Annotated in this window: 24 protein-coding genes; 7 read left to right on the plus strand and 17 right to left on the minus strand. The window is 45.7% G+C overall.

Features of this window, described 5'->3' with window-relative positions:
- Positions 1-9: 9 nt before the first annotated feature.
- Positions 10-1,536, minus strand: coding sequence for a YcdB/YcdC domain-containing protein (locus tag M3630_RS22795; RefSeq protein ID WP_251253640.1), 1,527 nt, complete (start codon positions 1,534-1,536; stop codon positions 10-12).
- A 321-nt stretch (positions 1,537-1,857) separates the two neighbouring features.
- On the opposite strand from M3630_RS22795, the gene M3630_RS22800 reads away from it, so the two are divergent.
- A complete protein-coding gene (locus M3630_RS22800) occupies positions 1,858-2,190 on the plus strand; it encodes a hypothetical protein (RefSeq protein WP_064203004.1) in 333 nt (110 codons plus the stop codon).
- 138 nt (positions 2,191-2,328) lie between these two features.
- On the opposite strand, the gene M3630_RS22805 is transcribed toward M3630_RS22800, so the two are convergent.
- From M3630_RS22805 to M3630_RS22830, 6 genes are all read right to left on the minus strand, one after another.
- On the minus strand, positions 2,329-3,054 hold the full coding sequence (locus tag M3630_RS22805) for a DsbA family oxidoreductase (RefSeq protein WP_221868775.1): 726 nt from the start codon (positions 3,052-3,054) through the stop codon (positions 2,329-2,331).
- Between the two features lie 135 nt (positions 3,055-3,189).
- Positions 3,190-3,831: an ABC transporter ATP-binding protein gene (locus tag M3630_RS22810; RefSeq protein WP_173611338.1), complete on the minus strand. Its 642-nt coding sequence runs from the start codon at positions 3,829-3,831 to the stop codon at positions 3,190-3,192.
- On the minus strand, positions 3,828-5,483 hold the full coding sequence (locus M3630_RS22815; protein ID WP_251253641.1) for an ABC transporter permease: 1,656 nt from the start codon (positions 5,481-5,483) through the stop codon (positions 3,828-3,830). Before M3630_RS22815 ends, M3630_RS22810 begins: the two co-directional genes overlap by 4 nt.
- Before the next feature lie 2 nt (positions 5,484-5,485).
- The gene (locus M3630_RS22820; protein ID WP_173611336.1) at positions 5,486-6,574 is read right to left on the minus strand and encodes a Fe(3+) ABC transporter substrate-binding protein; all 1,089 of its coding nucleotides are present in this window, start codon (positions 6,572-6,574) and stop codon (positions 5,486-5,488) included.
- A 114-nt stretch (positions 6,575-6,688) separates the two neighbouring features.
- Positions 6,689-8,128 (minus strand): sensor histidine kinase, encoded by a 1,440-nt coding sequence (locus M3630_RS22825; protein ID WP_251253642.1) that lies wholly within the window; start codon positions 8,126-8,128, stop codon positions 6,689-6,691.
- Positions 8,125-8,802 carry a response regulator transcription factor gene (locus M3630_RS22830; protein ID WP_173611334.1) on the minus strand — a complete coding sequence of 226 codons (678 nt, stop codon included), beginning with the start codon at positions 8,800-8,802 and terminating at the stop codon, positions 8,125-8,127. Before M3630_RS22830 ends, M3630_RS22825 begins: the two co-directional genes overlap by 4 nt.
- Positions 8,803-8,959: 157 nt before the next feature.
- Between M3630_RS22830 and M3630_RS22835 the strand changes: the two genes are divergently transcribed.
- Entirely contained in the window at positions 8,960-9,496 is a 537-nt protein-coding gene (locus M3630_RS22835) for a superoxide dismutase family protein (protein WP_251253643.1), read from the plus strand.
- 64 nt (positions 9,497-9,560) lie between these two features.
- Here M3630_RS22835 and M3630_RS22840 read toward each other — a convergent pair whose 3' ends face one another.
- Positions 9,561-10,406: a 1,4-dihydroxy-6-naphtoate synthase gene (locus tag M3630_RS22840; protein WP_251253644.1), complete on the minus strand. Its 846-nt coding sequence runs from the start codon at positions 10,404-10,406 to the stop codon at positions 9,561-9,563.
- On the minus strand, positions 10,403-11,065 hold the full coding sequence (locus M3630_RS22845; RefSeq protein WP_251253645.1) for a futalosine hydrolase: 663 nt from the start codon (positions 11,063-11,065) through the stop codon (positions 10,403-10,405). The genes M3630_RS22840 and M3630_RS22845 overlap by 4 nt, the downstream gene beginning before the upstream one ends.
- Positions 11,066-11,214: 149 nt before the next feature.
- Here M3630_RS22845 and M3630_RS22850 point away from each other — a divergent pair, with 149 nt between their 5' ends.
- Positions 11,215-12,000 carry a class I SAM-dependent methyltransferase gene (locus tag M3630_RS22850; RefSeq protein WP_251253646.1) on the plus strand — a complete coding sequence of 262 codons (786 nt, stop codon included), beginning with the start codon at positions 11,215-11,217 and terminating at the stop codon, positions 11,998-12,000.
- A 53-nt stretch (positions 12,001-12,053) separates the two neighbouring features.
- Here M3630_RS22850 and M3630_RS22855 read toward each other — a convergent pair whose 3' ends face one another.
- Positions 12,054-12,416, minus strand: coding sequence for a VOC family protein (locus M3630_RS22855; protein ID WP_088910840.1), 363 nt, complete (start codon positions 12,414-12,416; stop codon positions 12,054-12,056).
- Between the two features lie 205 nt (positions 12,417-12,621).
- Between M3630_RS22855 and M3630_RS22860 the strand changes: the two genes are divergently transcribed.
- The 3 genes from M3630_RS22860 (at position 12,622) to eutH (ending at position 15,317) form a co-directional block, all read left to right on the plus strand.
- Complete coding sequence (locus M3630_RS22860; protein WP_251253647.1) at positions 12,622-13,221, plus strand: nitroreductase family protein; 600 nt, start codon at positions 12,622-12,624, stop codon at positions 13,219-13,221.
- A gap of 247 nt (positions 13,222-13,468) precedes the next feature.
- Positions 13,469-13,669: a cold-shock protein gene (locus tag M3630_RS22865; protein WP_048031362.1), complete on the plus strand. Its 201-nt coding sequence runs from the start codon at positions 13,469-13,471 to the stop codon at positions 13,667-13,669.
- A gap of 376 nt (positions 13,670-14,045) precedes the next feature.
- Entirely contained in the window at positions 14,046-15,317 is a 1,272-nt protein-coding gene (gene eutH, locus M3630_RS22870; protein ID WP_251253648.1) for an ethanolamine utilization protein EutH, read from the plus strand.
- Positions 15,318-15,354: 37 nt separating this feature from the next.
- On the opposite strand, the gene M3630_RS22875 is transcribed toward eutH, so the two are convergent.
- From M3630_RS22875 to M3630_RS22885, 3 genes are all read right to left on the minus strand, one after another.
- The gene (locus tag M3630_RS22875; RefSeq protein WP_251253649.1) at positions 15,355-15,999 is read right to left on the minus strand and encodes a DUF2625 domain-containing protein; all 645 of its coding nucleotides are present in this window, start codon (positions 15,997-15,999) and stop codon (positions 15,355-15,357) included.
- 19 nt (positions 16,000-16,018) lie between these two features.
- Positions 16,019-16,345, minus strand: a complete 327-nt coding sequence (locus M3630_RS22880) for a YnfA family protein (protein ID WP_047073594.1) — start codon at positions 16,343-16,345, stop codon at positions 16,019-16,021.
- 83 nt (positions 16,346-16,428) lie between these two features.
- The gene (locus M3630_RS22885) at positions 16,429-16,914 is read right to left on the minus strand and encodes an SRPBCC family protein (RefSeq protein ID WP_251253724.1); all 486 of its coding nucleotides are present in this window, start codon (positions 16,912-16,914) and stop codon (positions 16,429-16,431) included.
- 241 nt (positions 16,915-17,155) lie between these two features.
- Between M3630_RS22885 and M3630_RS22890 the strand changes: the two genes are divergently transcribed.
- Entirely contained in the window at positions 17,156-18,037 is an 882-nt protein-coding gene (locus tag M3630_RS22890) for a YitT family protein (RefSeq protein WP_173611324.1), read from the plus strand.
- A gap of 17 nt (positions 18,038-18,054) precedes the next feature.
- On the opposite strand, the gene M3630_RS22895 is transcribed toward M3630_RS22890, so the two are convergent.
- The 4 genes from M3630_RS22895 to M3630_RS22910 all read right to left on the minus strand — a co-directional run bounded on the left by M3630_RS22895 (position 18,055) and on the right by M3630_RS22910 (position 24,690).
- Positions 18,055-18,291, minus strand: coding sequence for a hypothetical protein (locus tag M3630_RS22895; protein WP_251253650.1), 237 nt, complete (start codon positions 18,289-18,291; stop codon positions 18,055-18,057).
- 183 nt (positions 18,292-18,474) lie between these two features.
- Positions 18,475-18,744 carry a hypothetical protein gene (locus M3630_RS22900; RefSeq protein WP_251253651.1) on the minus strand — a complete coding sequence of 90 codons (270 nt, stop codon included), beginning with the start codon at positions 18,742-18,744 and terminating at the stop codon, positions 18,475-18,477.
- Positions 18,745-19,066: 322 nt separating this feature from the next.
- Entirely contained in the window at positions 19,067-19,300 is a 234-nt protein-coding gene (locus tag M3630_RS22905) for a hypothetical protein (protein ID WP_173611323.1), read from the minus strand.
- Positions 19,301-19,314: 14 nt separating this feature from the next.
- On the minus strand, positions 19,315-24,690 hold the full coding sequence (locus M3630_RS22910; RefSeq protein ID WP_251253652.1) for an RHS repeat domain-containing protein: 5,376 nt from the start codon (positions 24,688-24,690) through the stop codon (positions 19,315-19,317).
- Positions 24,691-24,702 lie beyond the last annotated feature (12 nt).

Consider the following 24,702-nt stretch of genomic DNA (forward strand, 5'->3'; position numbering starts at 1 on the left):
CCCCCTTTCTTACTCGGTTTCTATCTCTTCTCCATAGGTGTAGAATTCGCCAGTTAGCGCATCGATTTCTTCGTTAGAAACGAGTGGAGAAATATAAACGAGCTCGGCCATGTTTTTATTTTCCTCATTTAAGGAGTAATACAGCTTCAGCGGATATTTTTTAAGAAACTTCTTGGCTGCTTCCTCTTTTGTCATAGCGTTCTTGATATCCGGGAGCTTGATCGTTTGAGAGACTCTCCAATCTAGTAAAGTTGCTTTTCCCGTAGCTGCATCTACGTGCGCCTGTCGAAGCATACCATCTACCGGATACCCCTGATGAAGCACGGTAAAGTCAAAGTTGTACAAATTTTGATCGGGTTCATATCGATTCGCAGTGACGGCCATTTCTTTATCGGTAAGAGGAAGGAACTCAGACATGGCTTCCACGGCAGCTTTTAGCGCCTGCTCTTCGTTCAGCTTTTTGTCTGCTTCACTTTTCCGTTTTGTATCCAATACTTGATAATTCGTGACCTTTCCTGTCTTGGTTTCGAAGAAAATATTGGCGATGACCTCCTCCTCCGTCATCCACAAATAGTTGGTGACCCCGGTTTTCGGATTGCTCTCTTCCTGAAAAGTTGCACGCCCTTTTGTAGGATTGTATCCTGTCTTAGCTGTCAAGAAAGCTGCTGCCTCTTCTTTTGATTTGATGATCGTTTGCTTTGCTTTTGGTTGGAACTGAATGATTTTTTCATTTGGTTTGGCTGACCGTTCAGCTCCGGTGCTCGCATTGATTTCCTCGAAAGAAGGGGTGTATAAGAACCTGTAGCTTTGCCCATCTGCACTTTGTCCGTAGTAAGGCTTCATAGCAGATGCAAACATCGCTTCTGCCTTTTCTTTTGGATGCACCTTATTGGGATCAGCGAATTGAATTTTGCTGATATCCTGTTCCATTTCCTCTGGATCTGCATCCCCGTCGCCTTTGGCCAGATGCTGAATTTGCCCTTCGCTATTGATGGCGAAATTCAGTGTGTCATTGCGGAACGGAATCCCATTTACCATTTTGCGAAACAATATCGAAGAATTACGATTAGAGGCTTCCTCGTCCAACTGATAGTCCGCCATATCCTCGCCATACCATTGCTGCATGAACTCCGTTGCCTTTTTCTTCGCATCCACTAGGGGATAGGTGGAAGAGAAACCTCCTTTGCCTGTGATGTGGCTGAAAAATTTTACTTCACCTGAATTTTGATCGACATGCATGCTCACAAAGGGAGCTTTCTTTTCCTTCGTTTGATACTTTTTCACTTCAATCCGGGATGTTTCTGCGTTCATCTCAAATTCGGTGATCGGGTAGTTCCTTAGATAAGGCACAACTTGAACGAGTCTCTCAACAGACTTTTCGATCTTCCTGATCAGCTTCTCATCGATTGCGCCATCACCTTTGCTCGCTCCCTGCACCGTTACGCTCGATTCTTTTGCCGCCATAGAACTGATGGGTGTCGTAACAGCCAGACTCGCTGTCATGATTGCCAATACGCTTTTCGTCCATTTATTCATGGTTCGTTCATTCCTCACTCTTTTTGGATAGTGATGCTGGGGCCCCAGCTATTTTTCGCTCTGTCCATTATTCGAATGAGTTCCCTTTTTGTTTCAGGGGGAAAGAAAATTTTCCCAACAAAAATAGACTGTAACGAGTTGTTAGGGCCCACCAAAGAAACGGAGCAGATAGTGAGACCTGAAAGCGGATTAAAATTATCCATTTAATAACAAATCATGAGTCATATGGAAATAGGCATGTTATACCGACAACTTTGGGCACCCAGGGCATATGATGACCAGTAGAAACAAGGCACAAGGCAACTACGGGAGGTAACTAATATGAACCTGACATTAAATCGACTCAGTCTGACGAATGTGGATGACTCTGCTGGTGGGTGGCAATATGAAGGTGGTAAAGTGTTTGAGGGAAATAACCATGTAGCCAATTACGCGAGTACGAAGCGCACCGTGCATCAGGGAACTGAAGCGCAGAATACGGCAATGCTCACATTGACACTTTTCTTTTTTGGTCTCGAGAATATTACTCTACAAGGAAGTCATGACTTCAGCTCTGGCAAGCAAATTGGAAGCGTTAGCGCTGCTTCATCCCTATTTGCTTCTAATATTGGTAAACAGTTCACAGTATTAGGAAATAATCTCGTTATTCAGTGATTTCAAGCGATGAGAAAAGCCGATTCCCCTTCATTTAAGGAGGATCGGCTTTTGAGATTTTGCTGTAAGAGTATCACCAACAACATAACCAATTTACAGCATTAAGGGTCTAGCATTGAGTTATTCGTTTTGCGTCGCTTATATTTTGCAGGAGCCATCTGCGCAATTGTCGCCGGATTGCTCATCTTTTTTCTCGTCGTTCTGCACGAATTTCAGAGCAGGAGCTGCGCTTTCTTCTTCCCATACCTGGTTCAATGCTCCCAAAAAGACTTCACCTGGCTGCGCGCCAGAGACTGCATATTTGTTATTGATGACAAAGAACGGTACGCCCGTGACACCCAAATCGTTGCCTCTTTGTTTGTCCTCTTGTACTTGCTCTCTGTATTCGTCTCCTGCCAGCATGGCGAGCGTCGCTTCCTTGTCCAAGCCCACCTCAGAAGCAAGCTGTGCCAGCACCTCGTGGTCACCGAGATGCAGTGATTCGGTAAAGTATGCCTTGAGCAGTCGCTCCTTCATTTCCTTCATTTTTCCATGAGCGTGGGCAAAGTGCGTCAAGCGGTGCGCATCAAATGTATTGGTCGGGATCATCGTGTCAAAATGATAATCAAGACCCACACCTTTTGCCATTTGGGTAACCTGGTCATTCATCCCCTTCGCCTGTGCGAGTGGAATGCTATACTTGGCTGCCAGTACTTCATGCATGTCCATATCGGTATCGCGTTCCATCTGCGGGTCGAGCTGGAAGCTGCGATATACGACCTCTACTTGATCCTTATGCGGAAATTGAGACAGCGCTCCTTCCAGACGGCGCTTTCCGATATAGCAAAACGGGCAGGCAAAATCAGACCAAATTTCAATTTTCATGTTACATCCTCCTCTATTTGAACGGAGCTGACCAAAAGACAGCAAACCGCACACTGCAAATTTCGTCGTACGCACATTATACAACAACACACGGTACGACTATGCACTTTAGAGGCTGAAAGCTGCACTTTGCCCTTAGCGAGTCATGCGAATGATGCGATCACAAATCGTTTCCGCATCTGCTTTGTCATGTGTGACCAGGATCGACGTCATCTTGGCAGCCCGCAGCATTCGCTTCAAGTCATCGCGTATTTTCGTTTTCAGCTCGGCATCCAGATTACTGAATGGCTCATCCATCAGCAAGATCGCCGGCCTAGGCGCCAGTGCACGCGCAAATGCGACACGCTGCTGCTGTCCCCCGCTCAGCTCATGTGGATATCGCTTGCCGTAGCCTTCGAGCTGCACGAGTGCCAGCATCTCTTTCAAACGAACCAGACGTTCTGCTTTGGACAATCGATGCAGACCAAACAAGATGTTTTGCTCGACAGTCAAATGCGGAAACAGCGCATAGTCTTGAAAAATCATGCCGATCCCGCGTTGCTCTGGCTCCACAAACTGCCCCTGATCGACCAACACTTTTCCATCGATCTGGATGCGCCCGCTCTTCGGGGACTCCAGTCCGGCTATCAAGCGAAGCAATGTACTTTTTCCACAACCGCTATTTCCGAGTAGCCCAACAACTTCCCCTTGCTCCATCTGCAAGCAAAAATCCCGGATGACGCTGCCATTCCCGCTTGCATAACCAAACGTCAGGTTTTTCACTTCAAAAAAAGTCATTTTGCCTGTCTCTCTCCTAACCAGTGATAGAAAATAACGGAGACGATTCCCACCGCAATGATACAGAGCGAAGGAATCGCGGCCTGGTGAATTTGTTCGTCGCTCGCATATTGATACGCCTTTGTTGCCAGCGTCTCGAAGTTATAGGGACGAAGAAGCAAGGTAAGCGGCAATTCCTTCACGATTTCCATGAACACCAAGATAAAACCGGTGAGTACAGCCCCTTTGATTAAAGGCAAATCCACTTTTAAAAATGTCCGTGTCATGCTCATCCCGAGCATACGTGCCGCTTCTGAATAGCGGTTTCCCGTCTTTTCAAACCCCGCTTCGACTGCATTGAATCCAACTGCAAGGAAGCGGATGATGTAGGCAAACGTCAGCATGAACAAAGACATGCTGAGTACCAGCTTGTTTGCGCCCAAGCCCAGCCAGCTATAGAAGGAACTCAGTTCTTTATCTACGGACATCATCACCGCCATTACTCCAATAGACAAGACTGCGCCCGGAATAGAATAGCCCATGGAAATCAAGCGCGTCAGTGCCACAGCAAATATCGAGCCTCGGGAGAATCGGATGACATTCGCAACGATTACCGCGAGCAGCATCAAGATGGTGATCGAGATACAAGAGATGAACAGCGTATTGCTCAAGAGCTTCCAGAAGGTCTCGTTCAACACTTCCCCATACGTCCACGTCGCCCAGACAATCAACTGCCCAACAGGGATCACAAACGAAAATGAAACAATAACCAATCCGAAGATTACAGCAGCGTACATCGGGATTCCGCGCAGTTTTCTGCGTGTAAGCGGCGTGCTCCTGTTCGTAGGCGAACTGTATTTTTTCCGCTTACGCACGAGTCGCTCAACGATAAAGATCCCGATAATCAAGGTCATGAGCCAGGCGGACAAACGAATGGCCGATTCTACGTCATACATGCCAAACCACGTCTTGAAAATCGCCGCTGTAAAAGACTGAATCCCAAAATGCTTCGTCACTCCAAAATCATTGAGCACTTCAAATGCCACAAGACTGGCACCACCGACGATGGCTGCCTGCGACATAGGCAGGACGATGCGAAAAAAGATATGCGTTTGGTTTTTTCCGAGCAATCTGGCATTTTCAATGAACACAGCACTCTGTTTTTCAAGAAAGGTTTTCGTAATCAAATAGACGTACGGGAACAAAAACAACGTAAAAATAAAAATAGCGCCCTTCATCGACATGATGTCAAAGTAGCGTTGATCGAGCGTCAATCCGAATGCATCGCGCAAAAACGTCTGGATACTCCCCGTATAGCTGAGCATGGAGCCGTACGTGTATGCTGCGATGTACGGAGGAATCGCCAGCGGCAGCACGAAAGCAAATGAAAAAAAGCGACGCAATGGAAAATCGTAAGTAGCGACCAGCCAGGCCAAGGTCACACCTACGATGATCGTACAGGCTCCGGTACCGAGCACGAGCCATAACGATTGCAGCGCGTAATCCAGCAGCATGTACTCTTGGATATGCTGCCAGTTTTCATTCTGTTTTTGAAAGAGTCCAAAAAAAATATAAAGAGACGGGAGAAGGGCCAAAAAGGCCCCTATCACGCTCAGCGTTACCCACCCGTTCAGTTTTCGTCTCAGGCTTCTACGCAAAAGTGTCCCCGTCATGCTTATTTCCAACCTGCTTGATTCAGCAGTTCTACCGCTTTTTTGTTATACTCACCGAGTTTGGCAAAGTCGAGCTTTTGCGTTTTGAATTCTCCCCACTCTTTCAAAAGAGCAGGCTTGTCAGCCTCTGCATTGACAGGGAACTCGTAGCTTCCGTTTGTCAGCATCGTTTGAGCCTCTTTCCCTGTGACGAACTCAATCAACTTCACGGCATTGTCCTTGTTTTTCGCGTGCTTGGTCAAACCAATACCGCTGATGTTCAAGTGTGTGCCTGTCGTTTCTTGGTTCGGGAAGAAAACGCCGATGTTTTGCGCGACTTTTACTTCCTCTGCATCTTTGGAGTTCAGCATTTGTCCAACATAGTAGGTGTTCATGATCGCAACGTCACCGACTTTGGCAACGACAGCCTTTGCCTGATCGCGATCTCCACCTTCAGGCTTGCGCGCGAAATTGTTTACAAGACCTTTTGCCCAATCCAAAGCAGCCTGCTCGCCATTCAGCTCTATAAAAGAAGCAACGAGTGACTGGTTGTACAGGTTGGAAGAAGAGCGTACCAATACTTTGCCTTTCCATTTATCTGTAGCCAAATCTTCATACGTAGACAGCTGCTCTGGCTTCACGCGATCTTTCGCATAGACGATTACTCGCGCACGGGTAGCCATACCGATCCATTGGTTGTCAGGATCACGCAGCTCTTTCGGTACGTTTTTCTCTACTTCAGCAGATTGAATCGGTTGCAGAACGCCATTTTGCTTCGCGTAGTTCAGAACTCCACCGTCAACCGTGATGAACAAATCCGCTTCGGAGCTCTCCCCTTCACGCTTCAAGCGCTCAACCAGCTCTTCTGCTGTGCCCTTCACTTCATTTACCTTGATGCCTGTTTGCTTGGTAAATTCAGCGAACAATTTGCTATCAATATCATAATGACGCGCAGTAAATACGTTCACGACTTGCTCTGTGGCAGCCGGCTCCTGTGCCTTTGGCGCTTCTGTTTGCGGCTGGGCAGTATTCGCGCCGTTTCCGCATGCAGCAAGTAAAGGCATCGTCAGCATCGTACTCAGCATGACCGCCAGCATCGATTTTTTTCTCATTTTGATTCTCCCTCTCTATCGCACTGATTATTGATAATGAATATCATTGCCAATTGACAAGGCTTATTGTATCGAACAAAAATGAGAAAATGCTGTGAAAATAAAAAAACATCCTCAATTTTTTATTTGAGATGCGGATCGGTTGAAATTCGCTGAACGAAGCGGCACAAAAATAGACACAGTCGTCCCTTTCTGCTCCACACTCTGAATCGTTATGATACCGTTGTAACGCGTGAGCAATCGTTTGGCGATGGCAAGTCCGAGTCCATACCCGCTCTCCCCGCTGCTTCTTGCTTTGTCTACCCGATACAACCGGTCCAAGACATACGGCAAATCCTGCTCGGGTATGCCGATTCCTTCATCGATGATTTCCATACAGGCTACCGTTTCTTCCACCTTGGCCCTCACGCAGACTCTCCTGCTCTCCCCGGAATACTTGACCGCATTATCCAAAAGGATCAGTAGCACTTGCTCCAAGTGTTCTTCCGATATGGCCAGAATTTCTCCAGCCAAAGGCGCAAGTTCTTGCTCAATCGTAAATGTCGGCTGAATCATGGCGAATTTCTTGACGATGTGATAGACAGCTCGATCCGGCTCATGGAGCGCGACATCCTCTTCTACCTCCACATGCTCCGCTCTCGTCAAAGCGAGCAGCTCCTGCACCAGTCCTTTTAATCTGGCGAGCTCTTGAACCGATGTCTGCAAGGATTCCTCCAAAACAGCCCGATCATTTTTGCCCCAGCGCCGGAGCATTCCCAGATGCCCTTCGATAATCGCAATCGGCGTCCGCAGCTCATGTGAGGCATCTTCGACGAATTGTCTCTGCTGCAAAAAGGAACGCTCCACCTGATCCATCATTTTATTGAACATTTTCATCAAGGTCGCAATCTCATCCTGATTATCGTGAAACTGCACACGTTCATGGAATCCTTTTTGCCGGACGTTGCTCATCGTTTCATTCATCGATTGCAGGGGTCGAAGCAACTGCCTCGCGAGCAATCTGCCACCCAGACCGCTTATAATCACAGCAGTGAAGCATCCAATAGCCATGACCTGAAAGAGCGCACCACTCAACTGCTCAAACTCTTTCATATTCTTCAGAATCATCACTGTCCCGTTAAATTGAAAGATCGTAAGCGGACTGCTCATGATCAACAGGTCACCACGCACTTCTTGGGTCTGGGTGCGAATCGACTGAACAGGCGGAAGCGGTGGCAGTGTGATATCTTGAAAATTTTCCGATACGACAACAATCGGATTACCCTCTTCGTCCAGAATACGAATCATCTGGTTTCGTTGATTGATTTTCTCCAGGAAGCTGCGCAGCTCTGTGAGGTCCTCGCCCTCAAAAGATTGCTCTTTTTCCAATACGTAGTTAAGAAATTCTCGCATTGTCTGCTGCACAACCTGCTCTTCCTGATTAAACATCCACTTCTCTACAAAAAAGTATTGGAAGCTATTATAGCCAATGAATACAAGAAAAAGCAGAAGCGACGACCAGAGTGTCAGCTTCCATTTGATCGGGAGCTTTAAAAATCTCGATGGTCCTCTCATTTTCGCATCACGTAGCCAATCCCGCGTACAGTCGAGATATAGCTGTCCTCATTGGGGGAATCGATTTTATTGCGCAAATACCGAACATATACATCGACAACATTGGTCTCGACAGCCGCCTCGAAACCCCATACAGTATCGAGCAGCACCTCGCGAGGCAGGACTCGATTGATGTTTTTCATAAACGTCACGAGCAAATCGTACTCCCTTTTGGTCAGCTCGACAGGTTGATTATTTTTGGTGACGATACGTCCCTCCATATGGACCACCAACCCTCGATGCGCGAGCATGGTTCGAGGGACATTCTCCTGTTCTTCCTGACGGCGGAACACGACGCGTATGCGAGCCAACAGCTCCTCAATCGCGAATGGCTTCGGAATATAATCATCGGCCCCACTGTCCAAGCCTGAGACGCGGTCCGTAATACTGTCTCTGGCTGTCAGCATAATTATCGGCGTTTTTTTCACGCTGCGTATTTTTTGACAAACCGCAATACCATCAAGCCCCGGAAGCATGACGTCCAATAATATGACATCCCATTCTTCCTGCAAAGCGAGCTCTAGTCCTTTATGTCCATCATGCGCGACTGTAATCGCAAACGATTCGTAGCGCAGCTCCAGTTCAATAAATCGGGCCATATTGATCTCATCTTCTATCAGCAACACTCTTTTCACGTTTTGCCCACCCTTTTGCCCATGCCGGGGAATTCCACCTGATTGTAGATGAAAATAATTATCAACGTCAATGTTCTCCTACCCAGCCCAGTAACCATACGCCCATCACTTACATAAAATATGTCAAACTGGTTCATGAAGTAAGGTGGTGTATAACATGTATGGATATCAGCCTTATGAATACCCATATGAACATGACTTGCGAGCCGTGTCCTCCCAACATGGACGGAGAACAGGACAATCTTTTGCCGAAATTCAGGGTGGCCCACTGGCACCGAACCTGCACGGCTACGTTGTTTTTACCGATGTCCCCTACGGCACCGAAGTGTTCGTCGAAGTCAGCGGCCTCCCCGCTTTCCAGCCAGCCACTGGCAATCAGCAGCAAATCGGGCCATTTGGTTTTCATTTGCATGAGCATGGCGTCTGCACGGTAGGAAATCCGGAAGATCCTTTTACCGCAGCAGGCAGTCATTGGAACCCTACACAACAACCACATGGCAACCACGTCGGCGACTTTCCCGTGCTGTTTTCCAATGACGGCTATGCACGAATGACTTTTTTCACAAACAAAATCAGTGCAGCAGATGTCGTCGGCAGAAGCTTGATCATCCATCAAAGTCCGGATGACTTCCATTCACAGCCGGCAGGAAATAGCGGAAAACGGCTGGCATGTGGATTGATCTACGCTGGATAACGCTTCCCTCGAACAGGAAAAGGGGGCAACCATGGTTAGCTGCCCCCTCGTACTATTGAATTAGCTAGCGCCGTAATGTCGACAAATCAAATGCCGGTACAAGCCCTTCCTCGGCTGCACGACCGAGCAACGCCTCGACAGCTGCATAACCATCGTTACCCAAATTTCTCGTAAATTCATTCACGTACAAGTTAATATGCGCTTGCGCTACCTCCAAAGATAACTCCTGGGCATGGGACATGACATATTCTTGTGACGCAGTCGGATTCGCCCACGCATATTCCACAGAGGAGCGCGTCCAATTGGTCAGAGCCTCGATGTCCATTGATTTTTTCGCAATAATGGCACCCAGTGGAATCGGCAGATTGGTATCAGACTCCCACCAGTTGCCCAAGTCAGTCATGAGAGACAGCCCGTATTTTTGATACGTAAAACGAGCCTCGTGGATTACGAGTCCTGCATCGATCTTGCCGTCACGTACAGCAGGCATAATCTCATGAAACGGCATGACGACGATCTCCCCTACACCACCCGGGACATTTTGTGCAGCCCAGAGCCGGAACAGTAGATAAGCTGTGGAGCGCTCACTCGGAACCGCTACCCGTTTGTTGGACAGGCGTGCTGGATCATTCGCGCTCTCGCCAGAATTTCCTTGCGTCAAAACGAGTGGCCCGCATCCTCTGCCCAGTGCACCGCCGCAAGGGAGCAACGAGTAGTTGTCCATCACCCATGGCAATGCCGCATAGGAGATTTTCATTACTTCCGGGCCTTCTCCCTGTGCAGCAAGCGTATTCGTAATATCGATATCTGCATACATAATATCGAGCTTTGGCGCTCCCGGAATCAAATCATGTGCCCAGGCATGAAAAACAAAAGTGTCATTCGGACATGGAGAAAATGCAATTTTCATGATAGTACCTCCCGTAGTACAGAGCTTCCCTTTTCCAAAGATTCCAACGCATCTTTTATCCGCCAAGCGTATTTATCCCGCGGTCCAATTGCATTCGATACCGTGCGAATTTCCAGAACAGGTCGTCCAGCAGACTCGGCAGCAGTCGCAACGCCGTACCCCTCCATCGCTTCAGCTAGTGCTTCTGGCATCCGCTGTGCCAAAGCCGTCGCTGTTTCCGCTGTTCCCGTCACGGTGGATAGTGTGAGGATGATGCCTTTTTTGGCGACCAAGCCTGCCTCTTTCATGGAATTGGCCAGCCGTTCGACCAACTCCTGATCAACTCTCACCCGAGCTGATCCAAATCCGAGCTCGTCCACACTGCAAAAGCCCTCAGGCGTTTCTGCACCCAAATCGGCACAAATAATCTCAGTTGCGACAACCAGCGACCCGATCTCTGCTTGTCCCACGAATCCACCGCATATACCAGCACAAATGACGAGATCATAGTCCGCGCATGCAAGTGCTCTGGCTGTACTCGCTGCGGCTGCTGCCGGCCCTACTCCCCCAGCGATAACAGTGAATCGCTCATCTCCTTGAAGGCCGCGCATCACTGCATCCCGTTCTGCGTCAACGGAGGTCACGACCAAAATGCTTCTATATTGTTGTGACAAAATCATTTGCCCTGGCTCCTTTCAACCGCTTTCCACCTTCCACGTTATCGCTACTTTTCGTCTATGTAAAGCCGTTTAAAAAGTTTGTCAAAAGACAGGGAAATACTTACAATGAATCCTGTTGTCCATTTCCGTTAGATGAGAGGTGACCGATCATGCTTCATCCACCGAATCCGAACACCCATCCCGACTGGCTAGCTCCCCACTCTTTGTCCTGGTACACACAGTTGGGCAAAATGACGGGTGAATACGTATACCCGTGGCGCTCTACCATTACAGAACCGAATGGCGAGTCGCTTTTTATGGAAGAAATTAGTCGTATCGTTCCGAATCAATCCGTTCTTGACATCGGCTGCGGGCATGGCGCATTCACACTGCACTGGAGCCGTTCCGCCAAAGAGATCGTCGGCTTGGATGTGACAGAAAACTTTGTGCAAAAGACCCGTACGCAAACACCCGAAAATGTCTCCTTCGTTGTCACCAATACGAAATATACCCTCCCCTTCCATGACGATACGTTCGATTGCGCCTACAATCGCAAGGGACCTACCTCCGCCTATCCAGATATAGCACGCGTCGTCAAAAGAGGAGGCTCATTCATTGGATTACATCCGGGCGATCAGTTGTCCGCCGAATTATTCGAATGGTTTCCTCATTTATTTGGTTCACGTACAGCAGACACCTTGATCTTGAAAAATCTGCAGGAGAGACTGAGACAAGCCGCTTTTCAGCGAGTGGATATTCAGACCGTGATTGCCACCGAGTATCTTCAGGCCCCGCTCGATGTCATTCGCATGCGTTGCTTTGGGCAAAGTCCCACTATTCTCACGTCCGCCATCGAACAACACATGGAGAGTGTTATGCCGATTTTTGACCGCTATGCGACTTCTGACGGTCTGCCTACTACGCATATGTATTACCTCGTACGCGCGATTGTTTGATTTGTCCTGTAAAAAAACCTCCAGCCGCATTTGGCCCGAGGTCGTCACTTCGCTTATCCTTTTAGCAAATAGCTGTTGCCGTCTTCATCCTGAAAAGTCGCATAGGTCCCCCACTGCATCTTGTTCAGTTCTCCTTGAAAAACAACACCGTTCGCCCGCATAGTCTCGTACGTCTTTTCAATTTCTGTACATTCAAAAACGATCGAGGCTTTTTGTTCCTGCCAGTTGCTCATCATACTTTTCGGATAGAGTACCAAAGCAGTCTGGGCACCTGCTGGTCCTACCTCCAGCCAACTGCTGTTTGGTCCCATCGGGTGCTCTTGCTTGACTTCAAATCCAACCTTCTCTGTCCAGAACACCTTTGCCCGTTGTTGATCTTCTACGTAAACAGCTACCGTTGCCATTTTGGTAATCATAATATCCTCCTTACTAATTCGAACCTTCTCATCCCATTTTAACCGAAAAAAAGTTTACTTATCGCTATTAGCAAACCCAGATGTTTACAATAGTTGCACAGAAATTTATGTTTAATTACGAAATGTAAGAAACAAAACATTGAATAAGCTTCTCCCTAATAATGCATCATGTTAGTGTAAAAACAAGTTGCAGGAGGAATGCAAAGTGGGTAAGGATTTTATTGCAGCCGTAAAAGACAGAAGAACGTACTATGGGATCAGCAAGGAAAATGTTGTCTCTGATGAACGCATTAAAGAAATCGTACAGGAAGCAGTAAAATACACACCATCCGCATTCAACTCCCAAAGCGCTCGCGTTGTCGTCCTCTTGGGTACGGAGCACGATAAGCTGTGGAACATTACCAAAGAAACGCTGCGTAAAATCGTTCCCGCTGAAAATTTCGGAGCCACAGAAGAAAAAATGAACTCCTTCGGTAGCGGCTACGGCACTGTTCTTTTCTTTGAAGACCAAAACGTCGTCCAAAACCTCATGCAGCAATTCGAAGCGTACAAAGATAATTTCCCGATTTGGTCCGAGCAATCTTCCGGAATGCTTCAGTATGTTGTATGGACTGCTTTGGAAACCGAGGGCTTCGGTGCTTCCTTGCAGCATTACAATCCACTCATCGATGAAGAAGTCCAACAAACGTGGAAGCTCCCTAGCGAATGGAAGCTGAGAGCACAGATGCCTTTTGGCAAGCCAACCGCTCAACCAGCTGAAAAACAATTCCAATCGTTGGATGAGAGAGTGAAGTTCTTTTCCTAAGTAACATTTTGCTCCATGTTTGTAATGGACGGCTCAGAATTTCCTATTCGGGCCGTCCTTTCGTGTATTGAGCGATTGCTTTCCTCTGTCGTCTGTGATAGTATTAGCTTAAACAAAAGATTCTTATTTAAAGCGTTCACATATTGTAAAGGGTTTACACTTATGTTTGAACCTTTTACAATGTGTGAATTTTATTTTATATAAATAAAAGTTACATATTCATTTTATTTTGTTGGAGGTAACACCCATGCAAACAGGTACAGTTAAATGGTTCAACGCAGAAAAAGGTTATGGCTTCATCGCAGTTGAAGGCGGAAACGATGTATTCGTTCACTTCAGCGCAATCCAAGGCGACGGTTTCAAAACCCTCGAAGAAGGCCAACGCGTAGAATTCAACGTGGTTGAAGGCAACCGTGGTCCACAAGCTGAGAACGTAGTAAAACTGTAAATTACACATAAAGCTGCCCTTGCGAATAACAAGGGCGGCTTTTTTTTCCAGCACTTTTTCCTCACATAATTCGTTCTTTGTTCCTAAAGGGCAGTTGACATTAGCCATGCCTCCCCATATAATCTCTTTATAATGCAGAGTAAAGCAACGGCGCTTTCTAGCATAAAATATTCAGAATGTACACATATGGAATAAACGCGACATGTATTTTCCGTTTATTTTTAGCGAGCTATGAAAGCGGTTCCAGTTGGCTGTTATTACCATTACCTGTAAACAAGTTCATACAAGTAAGCAAAGGCGCTTAGGGTATATCTCATTTATTTAATGAGATCCTAAGTGCTTTTATTGTTTACATCCGCAAAAAGGTGGGATATCCATGGAGCACATTGGAAGCGTTATTATTTACATCATCATGTTATGTGCAGTAATTGGTGCCATTGCCGCGATCCGCAACAGCGATGAGGGTCTCGGTAAGGAGTTCATGGAAGGGATTCACTCAACAGGTTACATCTTCGTTCCTGCTGCCGGTATTATGGCATCCCTCCCGTACATCTCTTGGTTCGTTGAAAAAGCGGTATCACCCATCTTCAACAAAATTGGAGCAGATCCTGCGATTGCGGCAACTGCGATTCTCGCATCTGACATGGGTGGCTATCAGTTGGCAAACCTCCTGAAGACCTCCACGGAAGGTTGGATTATGGCGATGATCGTCGGTCTGATGGCCGGTGCTACGATCGTGTTCTCCATCCCAATGGGACTTGCTATGTTGGACAAGCGCGACCATAAATACATGGCGCTTGGCGTAATGTCCGGAATTTTGACAGTTCCGATCGGTGCTTTTATCTCCAGTGCCATTCTGGTTTTGACAAATGCAGAGGTTCGCAATGAAATCTCGACGAATGCTGAATCCACTTATGCTTTTGCCATTGGCTTCGGACAGGTACTTCTGAACCTTTCACCAATTTTGTTCTTCGTATTAGCAATTGCTGCTGGTCTGCGCTTCCTGCCAGACTTGATGATTAAAGGCTTCATGATTTTCGGAAAGACAATGGATGCAGCTATCAAGCTCGTACTCGTATTCTCGATCGTGCAACACTTTACTGGCATCTTTACAAAGATTTTCGGAGCATGGGGCTTCGATCCGATCATCGCCGATCCAACCGACCAATACCGTGCGTTGGAGACCGCTGGTTACATCGGTATCATGCTCGCAGGTGCGTTCCCAATGGTTTACATGCTGCGTAAATATGCAGCGAAGCCACTCGAAGTATTGGGTAATAAGCTAGGCATGAGCCCTTCTGGTAGTGCAGGCTTGCTCGCAACGAGCGCGAACATCCTGGCGATGTTCCGTCTCATTCGTTCCATGCCGCCAAAAGACAAGGTGATCAACATTTCCTTCGGGGTTTGTTCCGCTTTCTTGTTGGGTGATCACTTGTCCTTCTCGGCAAACTTCCAACCAAACATTATCTTGCCGGTCATGCTTGGTAAATTGGGCGCAGGTATTATCGGGATTGCTTTTGCTTACTGGCTCTCCGTACCGAAAGCCCTTGAACTGGAAAAACAAGATCGTGCTGCGGGAATTATCGGTCCAGATGAGTACTTGGATCATCACAGCGCTCAGGCAGAAGTTGCAGCAACCAAACACTAAAAGCAAAAGAGCGGTCCTTCGTGGGCCGCTCTTTCCTTTACTCAACTTTCTTGCTCATCTCCCAAATTTCCAATGCAGGTACCGGCTTTTTGGAGCACCCCTCCATCGTTAATTCACGAGCTTCCTTTGACCACAAAAAAGGATAGATTGCAAACATTTCATCGCCTTTTAGCTTGGAAACGTCCTTCTCCCAATCCTTCCAGAAAAATGTCTCATAAAACGTATGGATATCCCCGGTCATTGCCCAGTGCAAAAAGTCGGTATAGCCAATTTCAAGATCCTCCCACGCAAGACTGTCCGGAGCGAAATACCATATACCGCCTACCGAATCCGGAAACATTCCACCATTGATCGCAAAGAATCCCCCAATGACATCGTCTGCTACCAGCAACATCTGATTCAAGGCACATTGCTGATTCCAAGAAGTGATGGAACGAGGTAAATGAGGATGGCCAGACCCTAGAATCCTTAGCCAGCCTTGGTGAATCAGAATCCCACCTGTTTCAAAAGCAACAGCACCTAGCGTTGACCTCGTCGTCACTTGTAAATCAACAAGCTGTTTTTTCCCTTTCTCCTGTTCAGATGGAAGAAGGGTAATTTTCCGCTCTGATGCTGATTGCCATTTTTTTATTTCTTCCATCGCTGAATCCTTTTCGCAGTACAAATCCTCGAAGCTCTTCATTTCAACCTCCACTCTCAAGCTATTGGCGCGGCGCCCATAAGATGACACTTACTCCGACCAAGCAGATGATGGCCCCCACCCAATCATACAAATCGGGTGTCTTTTTATCCACCAACCATCCCCAAAAAACCGCAAGAATGATAAAAACCCCTCCATAGGCGGCATATACCCGCCCGAAGGAAGGGAAGCTTTGAAGCGTGGGAATAATTCCGTACAACACCAGAATCAGCGCCCCGACAATACCGTACCAGTATGGCTTGGACTCTTTTAGCCACAGCCATACCAAATACCCCCCGCCGATTTCCGCCAATCCCGCCAAAATAAACAATAGTATCGATGCTGTCATTCATGTCTCCTCTTTTCCTATCAAAACGGGTAAGCGCAAAGATCACGTCTATTGGCACGCCATGACGGACGAATCCCCAAAATCTATCCTTGATGGGCAGCCTGTGGAGAACAGCACAGATCTCCTTTGTCCGATTCAAGTGCAGATTTCAAGCTCCCCAGAACATGGGACCAAGCCATTTCGTGCCAGCTCCGAGCCTTTTCCCACTCCTCTCCCTCTTTCCAACCGAAATGCTCGACCAATACTTGTGTCTTCCCCTCTGCTTCAGACAAGGTGACAAGCACATAAGTCAAAGCATCCTCGTGATTCATGGTATCTGCGAATTCATCCGGTCCCTTCCATGTAAAGCCAAGGCGCTCCTTCGGTTCTAAATGGGTAATGATGCAACCTTTCGTCCCCATCTGGTCGCGATTGGCTGGATGGAAGTACAATTCATACGCTCCACCCAGGTACGGCTCAATCGTTGCATCAGGAGCAAACCACTGCACAAGCCGTTCCTTTCGTGTCCATGCCCACCAAACCAACTCTATAGATGATGATACTTCTATCTCCGCTTTCAAGAAACCCATCATGCTTCCCCCCAACTATTTTCCTAACAGTTTGAAAATAGCAATTTCTGTATAGCCAGTCAATACAGAACACTCGCTACTTCCAACTTCACGCCCGAGCGAGATTTCAAGTGTAAAAATGAGTCTGAACAAGTCTGAATGGAATATTTTTTACTAAAAAGTGTAATTGTGCAGTAATCGCATAAGAATGAATGCTATAATAGCTAAGTAAGTAAAAAATTTCACAATGGGGAGAGGAACGATGGAACAACCACTTGCTAAATCGGCTCATCAGAAATTACCCATTGGAAAATTGCTCAAGAGGATCTTCGGTATCCTGATTGGTGCTTCCCTGTTTTCGGTAGCGCTCGAGATTTTTCTCGTACCGAACAATATTATTGACGGTGGAATCGTAGGTATCTCGATTATTACCTCGCATCTGTCTGGGTTGCCTCTTGGCGTTTTCCTTTTCGTGCTTAACTTGCCCTTCTTAATTATAGGGTATAAGCAAATCGGAAAAACGTTTGCACTCTCAACCCTCTTTGGGGTTACGATCATGTCAATTGGAACGACACTCCTTCACCCTGTCAAAGGGCTAACGGATGATCCCCTGCTTGCAGCTGTTTTTGGCGGCATACTTCTAGGGATTGGCGTAGGACTCGTTCTCCGCTATGGAGGCTCTCTGGACGGTACAGAGATCGTCGCTGTACTGCTTAACAAGAAATCTCCGTTCTCCGTTGGTGAGATCGTAATGTTTATGAACTTATTCATTTTGAGCAGTGCCGGATTTGTATTCGGTTGGGATCGCGCGATGTACTCGCTGATCGCCTATTACATTGCATTCAAAATGATCGATCTGACCATCGAAGGCTTCCAGGAGTCGAAAGCGGTATGGATTATTAGCGACAATCACAAGGATTTGGGAGATGCGATTGTTGCTCGTCTGGGTCGTGGCGTTACCTATTTGAATGGGGAAGGCGGCTATACCGGAGACGACAAGAAAGTGATTTTCTGCATTATTACGCGTTTGGAAGAAGCCAAGCTGAAGCTGATCGTGGAAGAAGTGGACCCGAATGCCTTCCTGGCTGTGGGCAATATTCACGATGTGCGCGGTGGGCAGTTTAAGAAGAACGCGATTCATTAAAAGGAAAAAAGTGTACCCTATAGAGTGGGCGTTGGGGAACGTCTGTCTATAGGGTATTTTTTGTAATTACGAGTACAAATTTTCTTTGTAAGAATGCTTTTTACATGAATAAAACCCCAAAGGACTCTCCACTCCTGGTTCATTCTACCTATTGCCTCTTCTAACATAATATGAAATAGCTCGACCATATCATTAGCAGTCAACTCTAAAAATTCCTCAGAGCGCTCATCGGCTAGCATTTGAAATTTACTCATGGATTTTTCACCTCAAGTTATACTACTGATACCCTGATCATTTGTTGTTCTAAGTTAATTTCACCTGTCACTAAATTTAACGCATTGGGTATTTCCCTATACTCATTAATCAGGCTCGTTGACATCATTTCTTTCTAAACAATTCTGTTCATATCTACTGGCTATTTCTTGCATAATAATTTTTTAAAACTTAGGTAATAACTCGTGCATTTTCTGATTATCGTACCATTCTATATCCGTCCAGAAATCATTATATCCCTGTAATTGCTCTACAATTATTAATAATTTTTCTCTTGATAGTTGACTAAGCTTATATCGTTCCTGAAAAATATCATCTAGTACCTCAAAGCATACAAAAGGACTACCATTTACACTAATTCCATTACATAGATCTTTTAAAACGGATATTTCCTCTATATCATCATCAGAAAAGAATTGACCAAGTACCTCCACTTTACATCATCATCCTATTCTGTGATGTTTTTGTGAGTGATTTGTCAGTTGTCTCCCGGTCTTACATGTTCAATAGACTGTTATTGAAATAAGAATAATAATTCAAGCAAAAAAAGAAACCTTCACTCCTTCGCTTAGCTCCGCATTTTTCACCTAGACCGGTTCGCATGAATCCGATTCTAATAAGAAAATCTCAAAAAGGGTGATGTTGCCTATTAGGGATAAAACGGTTCATTTGGGTCGGAGCTATTTCTCTCTTCCTCAAGAGCAAAATATCACAAAGAACCCCAGACAAGCATATGCTCGTCTGGGGTTTATAACATTAGTCTTTCTCTAATACATAGGTTTTTACAAGATTATCTTCTTCGTCAAATACGTATATTCTTTCACAATTGTTGCATCGCCAGACATCATTTTTTGGTGGAAATATATCTCTGATTGATGATAACCCAAGAATTTCTTCATACTCTAGATCAGAATACACCCTTAGTTGAACTTCATTAGGAGAACTGGTGTTCGAAAGTATCTTTCCACATTTACATTGCATTCCAGCCATTTATTTTTCATCTCCTATGTCATATTTTCAGGATAACCATAATTAAATTTGTAAATCCCGTCTTTAGTCCAAATATGGACTTCCTTTCCCCATACTTGATCTTTCATTTTTCTAGCTGTGTCATAAATAACCTCATAAATATTGAAGACTGATGGATCACTTTTCAACTTTCTCATATCATAAATTACAACATGTGCTTGTTGTTTCAGTAGACCTTCACGTATCTTGTCACTTGCTGAATTAATGTTCAGTAGACCATTTTGAGGGTTTGCTGTTTTTAACTCTGTAGGGACACCATCAACATCAAAATCGTAAGTTTTTTGACCTTTTATCCTTGGAATAGGCTTTACATCATGCCCCATTTCCAACAAGTTCTCCACTACATTTTTCTCATCATTATCAAAGTCATTTAGGCTTCCAATTATGTCCCCTCGACTTCTATCATCCCCGCTTCTCCAGCCATAATGTTTAATACCTACACCTTTCAGAAATTCTGAGTCTGTAATATCTCCGTCGAACCAAGCATCTACGTACGTGCCATCGTGAATCCCATATTGATACGTAAAAAATGACCACGAAAAATCTATACCTCTTTTTCTATGTCCACTTGGATCAGTGTATCTCAATGGATTATTCTCCACATACGTATACCTGTTAAGCGTCAGCGGATTATCCACCGCACCCTTATACGCATCCTCCGAAATAAACCGCCCAACACTCGGATCATAGTACCTAGCACGTAGATAATATAACCCTGTTTCCGAGTCGTAAATCTCGCCCGTATACATAAACGGATTTTCCATAGACTCCGACTTCGCAACAACGTTACCCCAAATATCGTATTCGTAGGTGTTGAGTACTTGTCCGTTTCTGTCTACGATCTTTTTGACATTGCCCAGACTGTCTCCGAGGTAATAGCCACCTTGCTGCCCGCCACTTTGGAGCTTGCGGAATAAAATGCCGTTGCCCCAGATGTTTCGGGCTTTCACATTTCCGTTTTGATCTAATTCTTCTATCACATACCCATTTACGTAAACATATTTCGTAGCATCCCCATTGGATTCCTTCACAGCACGTAATCCATCCGGATTGTACGCAAAAGAACCGCTGTCCCCATTCTGTTTCGAATAGGTTTTCAAGCGGTTCAATCCATCATAGGTAAATGTATAGCTGTCTCTTGTATGTGGCTCGGTGCCTTCCACATGTTCCCGATTGCCTCTTGTGTCGTAACGATAGGTGCGCTCCCCCTGCGGATTCGACTCTGTAGCGATTCGATCAATCTGATCGTACTCGTAGCGATAGGTCTTTCCGTTTTGCTGAATCTCTGTTTTGTTGCCAAATGCATCATAGCGTAACTGTTCCGACCACACGGAAGCACCATTTTGCGTATGCCCTGTTGTGATGGCTTCCCCAAAGGAATTGTATTCTTTCCGAGCCTCTACGCCATTCGGATAGCGAACCGTCTCCGTGTCACCAGAGGAGCTGCGTGTGTAATGATAGGTGATCAACCCGGAAAGTGTACTATCGACGCTCTTGATTCTGCCTTCATAGTCGTAAGAATAGTTGACTCTCGTACCATCTGGATATGTCAGGTAATCCATGGCACTATCGTCGTTTTCGTAGCCAATCGTGTAGTTGCGGTTAAATGCTGTCTGGTTTTTCAAGCGGCCATATGCATCATAGCTGTATGCGATTTCTTGCCCATCGCTGTTTGACTGTCTGATGATCTGGCGAGTAATGGCATCATACTCATTTGTACTCGTATAAACAGTGGTGCCATCCGTTTTGCTTACACGCAGCTCGGCTATTTCATAAAACGGCGTGTAGCTGTATTGATGAACATTTCCTGCCTTATCGGTGACAGAATCAATTTCACCGTTCAACTGATAGCGTATGCTTTCACTCTGATTTCCCTGTCCATCGGATTCTCCCAATTTCCAGGAGAGATTATTATAGGCATACTGTCTAGTCTCTGTGCCATTTTCCGTTACCTTGACGAGGTTACCTTGAGGATCATAATCATAACGATACTCTTGATTCAGTGGATCAATTACATATACAAGGTTTCCTGAAACATCGTACAAATAGTTCCAATGACGGACTCCTCCATCGTAGCCATAGACTTCTTTCGCCGAGAGCCTGCCCCATCCGTCATAGTCATATTCGATCCGTCGTGTTTGACTGAGGTCCTTTGCCTGCTCCACTTGTACATAACCGAATTGGTCAAACAACTGAACAGTTTGCAAGCCATTCGGGTGCTGGGCAACAGCGGCTCCTTGTGGCAAATAGCTGTCCTCAGTTACTGCTGTGTTCGCATAGGAATGAGTCGTTGTTTCTCCCTTTGAATTCGTAACAGACTTCAGGCTGCCATCCGTATAGTAGTCATATTCCAGCTTACGTTCTTCCATTCCATTCGGGGTAGTGGAACGAACATGTCTGCCGTCAAACAAGCTTCTGCTATACTCGTTGGCAACCAGCGATCTTGCACCGCTGTCACTCACTTCTTCCTGTAATTCCACATCACCATGAACGGTATAGTACGTAACCTGTTTTAATGCATAAGGGTCTGCTTCTCCATTCGTAAATACTTCTTTGGTCACTTTACGCGAAGCATCGTCGAAGGTATACGCAACTGTCTTTTTCTGTCCGTCGTGATCAAATACTTCTTCGTTAAGACGATCCAGATTGTCATAGAAGTAGTGAACTGTACTGCCATCAATGAAAGTTTGTGTCTCTAACAAATCCAGACCATTCACATATTCATAGTGAAAAACAAGATCGGTAGTCTGATTGCCCAAATCAACTTCCTTGATAGCCTTTTCGATCACGTGTCCATAATTGTCGTACTGATCAAATGTTGTCACCAAATAGCTATCAGAAATCGCAGGATCAGTCGTAGAAGTGATCTCTTCTATTTTCGAAACCTGTTCGTCAGTGTTGTACTCCAGATTACGGATAACTGTATCTGTTCTTTCACCTGTACTGGTTGGGTAGGTTCGTTCTTCTGTTTCCTGATCAATCAGCCTATCGGCATTAAAGGAGAACGTATTCGTCTGTACTAACGTGTTGTCACTTGATTTTTTGGTAATCTTTTCAACAGGGCGATATGCTCGATCTTCTCCCCATACGGTAAAAAACTCATAGCTCCATTTCGTCACAATGCCACTGGCGTCAACATGCTCAGTGATATCTCCGAAGTCGTTATAGCGGAACTTTGAGATCTTTGCATAATTGGGTAAAATGTCTTCGGTCGCAGAATCAATTTGCAAAGATCCATCAGCATCTACTTGCGGGTCCATCAAGAACTCACGAACCGTTTCGTTGGGGACACCGTCCATAAAACTGAATTGATAGATTGGCTTTTTATTCTGATAGGCATAGGTTGTATATTGGATGGGGTTGTATTTGTAGGTTGTATTACCGTCGCTGATTTGCAAATCTGGATTGTTCCGCAGCGTTTTGGTTCGAATCCGCTTTACTAGATGGTTCCCGCTGTCATCTGTCTCAAAGGTCTTCTCAACTCCATGTAAAAAGGAATCGTATTCAATCGTAGAAACAATATCGCCGAAACGCTCATCTGCGTCGATCAATCGATGGAACGACCAGGTTCTTGGCTTCTTCCAGATTTCCCACGTTTTCCCTATGCTGTATTCCAAGCTGTACATGACTTCTTCTTCTGTCTTTCCGTACGGAATGTAACTGAAATCAACCATACTTACTGGATGATAGCTGACATAGGACAGAATATTGTCGTCCTGGTAAAGTCGAACAACTCCACGGCTTTGTGCCACTTTATTTTCCTGATAGATGGAATAGTAATAGGTCATCGTTAACCCATTGATCGGATAATGAACCGATCGCAACAGCATGTAATCCAAATTTTTGTTGCGATTTTCGTTATCCTGATCCAAGTAATCCTCCGACTCAAAAGCAAAGGAATCATCACGACTGAAGGTATAATCGCTAATAAGGTTAAATTCTGCCTCCCTCATTTCATACTCATAGGTAGCAACGACTTCATTGTTTTGTTCAACGGAAACCAACTCAGCAGATGTGCTGCGTTCAGGATTCGTATTGTTGCTGTACACGACATCATAGTCAACCGTTTTGATTGGCTCATCCTGATCTTTATCTGTTTCATCTCTGTACAGCTTCAGGTTTTTAATTCCGCCTGCCGTATCACGTTCCATCACCACAAAGCGTCCATAGGTATCCTCGATTTCGACGACAGAGTCATTTTGTTCATCCATTCGATATCGGATCGTATCGCCAAATGGGTTGCGTTTTGTGACCAACAGCTCACTGCCAGATCGCTCAAACGTATAACGAAATCCATTGACAATTAATTCAACATCTCGTCCCTCTGCTTGTTCGGTAAAGGAGATTCCTTCATAGGGATAATTCACCCACTTGTTCCCTTCCCGGATGAGAGTCGTACCGTCTTCCAGATGAAAAACATAGCGGGATACGCTTCTGCCCGCTTCGTCCTCCCGAACAGCTAAACGATATTGCGTTTTCTCCTCCCCATTTTCCGTAAAGAGACTGACTTCTTCTGTTGTAATCTCGTCATAATATTCAAACATCGGAATATTGAAGGTCCACCCTGTTGCAAAGGGAATGAACTCGTTTTTAAACAACTTAGTTTCCCTGCGATTTTCCCACGTTTCATTTCTACTATCGTATTTCAATACAGGTTCTCTCGTTTTGCTATCCAACTGGTTGTACATCCGTTGAATGACCAGATCCATTCCGTTCTTCCCTGACAAAGCCAAGTCTGTCTCAACCAGATTCGCAGCACGATAAAACTCGTCTACGGGTTTGCCCGAGTACGTTTTCGTGTAATACTGCGCCATTTGTCCTACTGAGTATTGGACGTCTTCAGCTGCAAGTGCGAGCCCCATTGTCTGCTTGCTCCATTCAGCTACTTCCTGTTTTTTCTCAAACGTAAAAATGTCAGGAACGTGGGTCATTAATTGTTCCCGTTGACTAGTCGTTACACTTTTCAGCAAATCTTGGACCACTTTATCGTTCCATGTATTTTGCTCTACCTTTTCCTTGCTGCTCAACAGCTTTCGCAGCTTCGGATAGAAGTAAGAGGCGATCTGCATCGATTTGCGATCAAATGTTTTCGTCATTTCGGTCACTGTCTCAACTGAGAGCGGGTCCCATGACAGCTCCTTCAGCTCCGCTTGTGTCAACACTGGCACTTGAGCAGCGTCTGTTTCCTGAGGGCTTTTAGATGGGACGTTATTGATTTTCTCAATGACCCATTCTTTCGTATCCTTCTTTACAGACTTATTGGTTGGTGTCGCATAGGCCATACTTGGAAAAATCGCGGTCGTGACCAAAGCGGCTGTTACAAATGACGTTAGCCATTTTTGTAAGTTCATGATGGTTATCCC

This window comes from Brevibacillus sp. MER 51, assembly GCF_023714195.1.
Taxonomy (GTDB): domain Bacteria; phylum Bacillota; class Bacilli; order Brevibacillales; family Brevibacillaceae; genus Brevibacillus.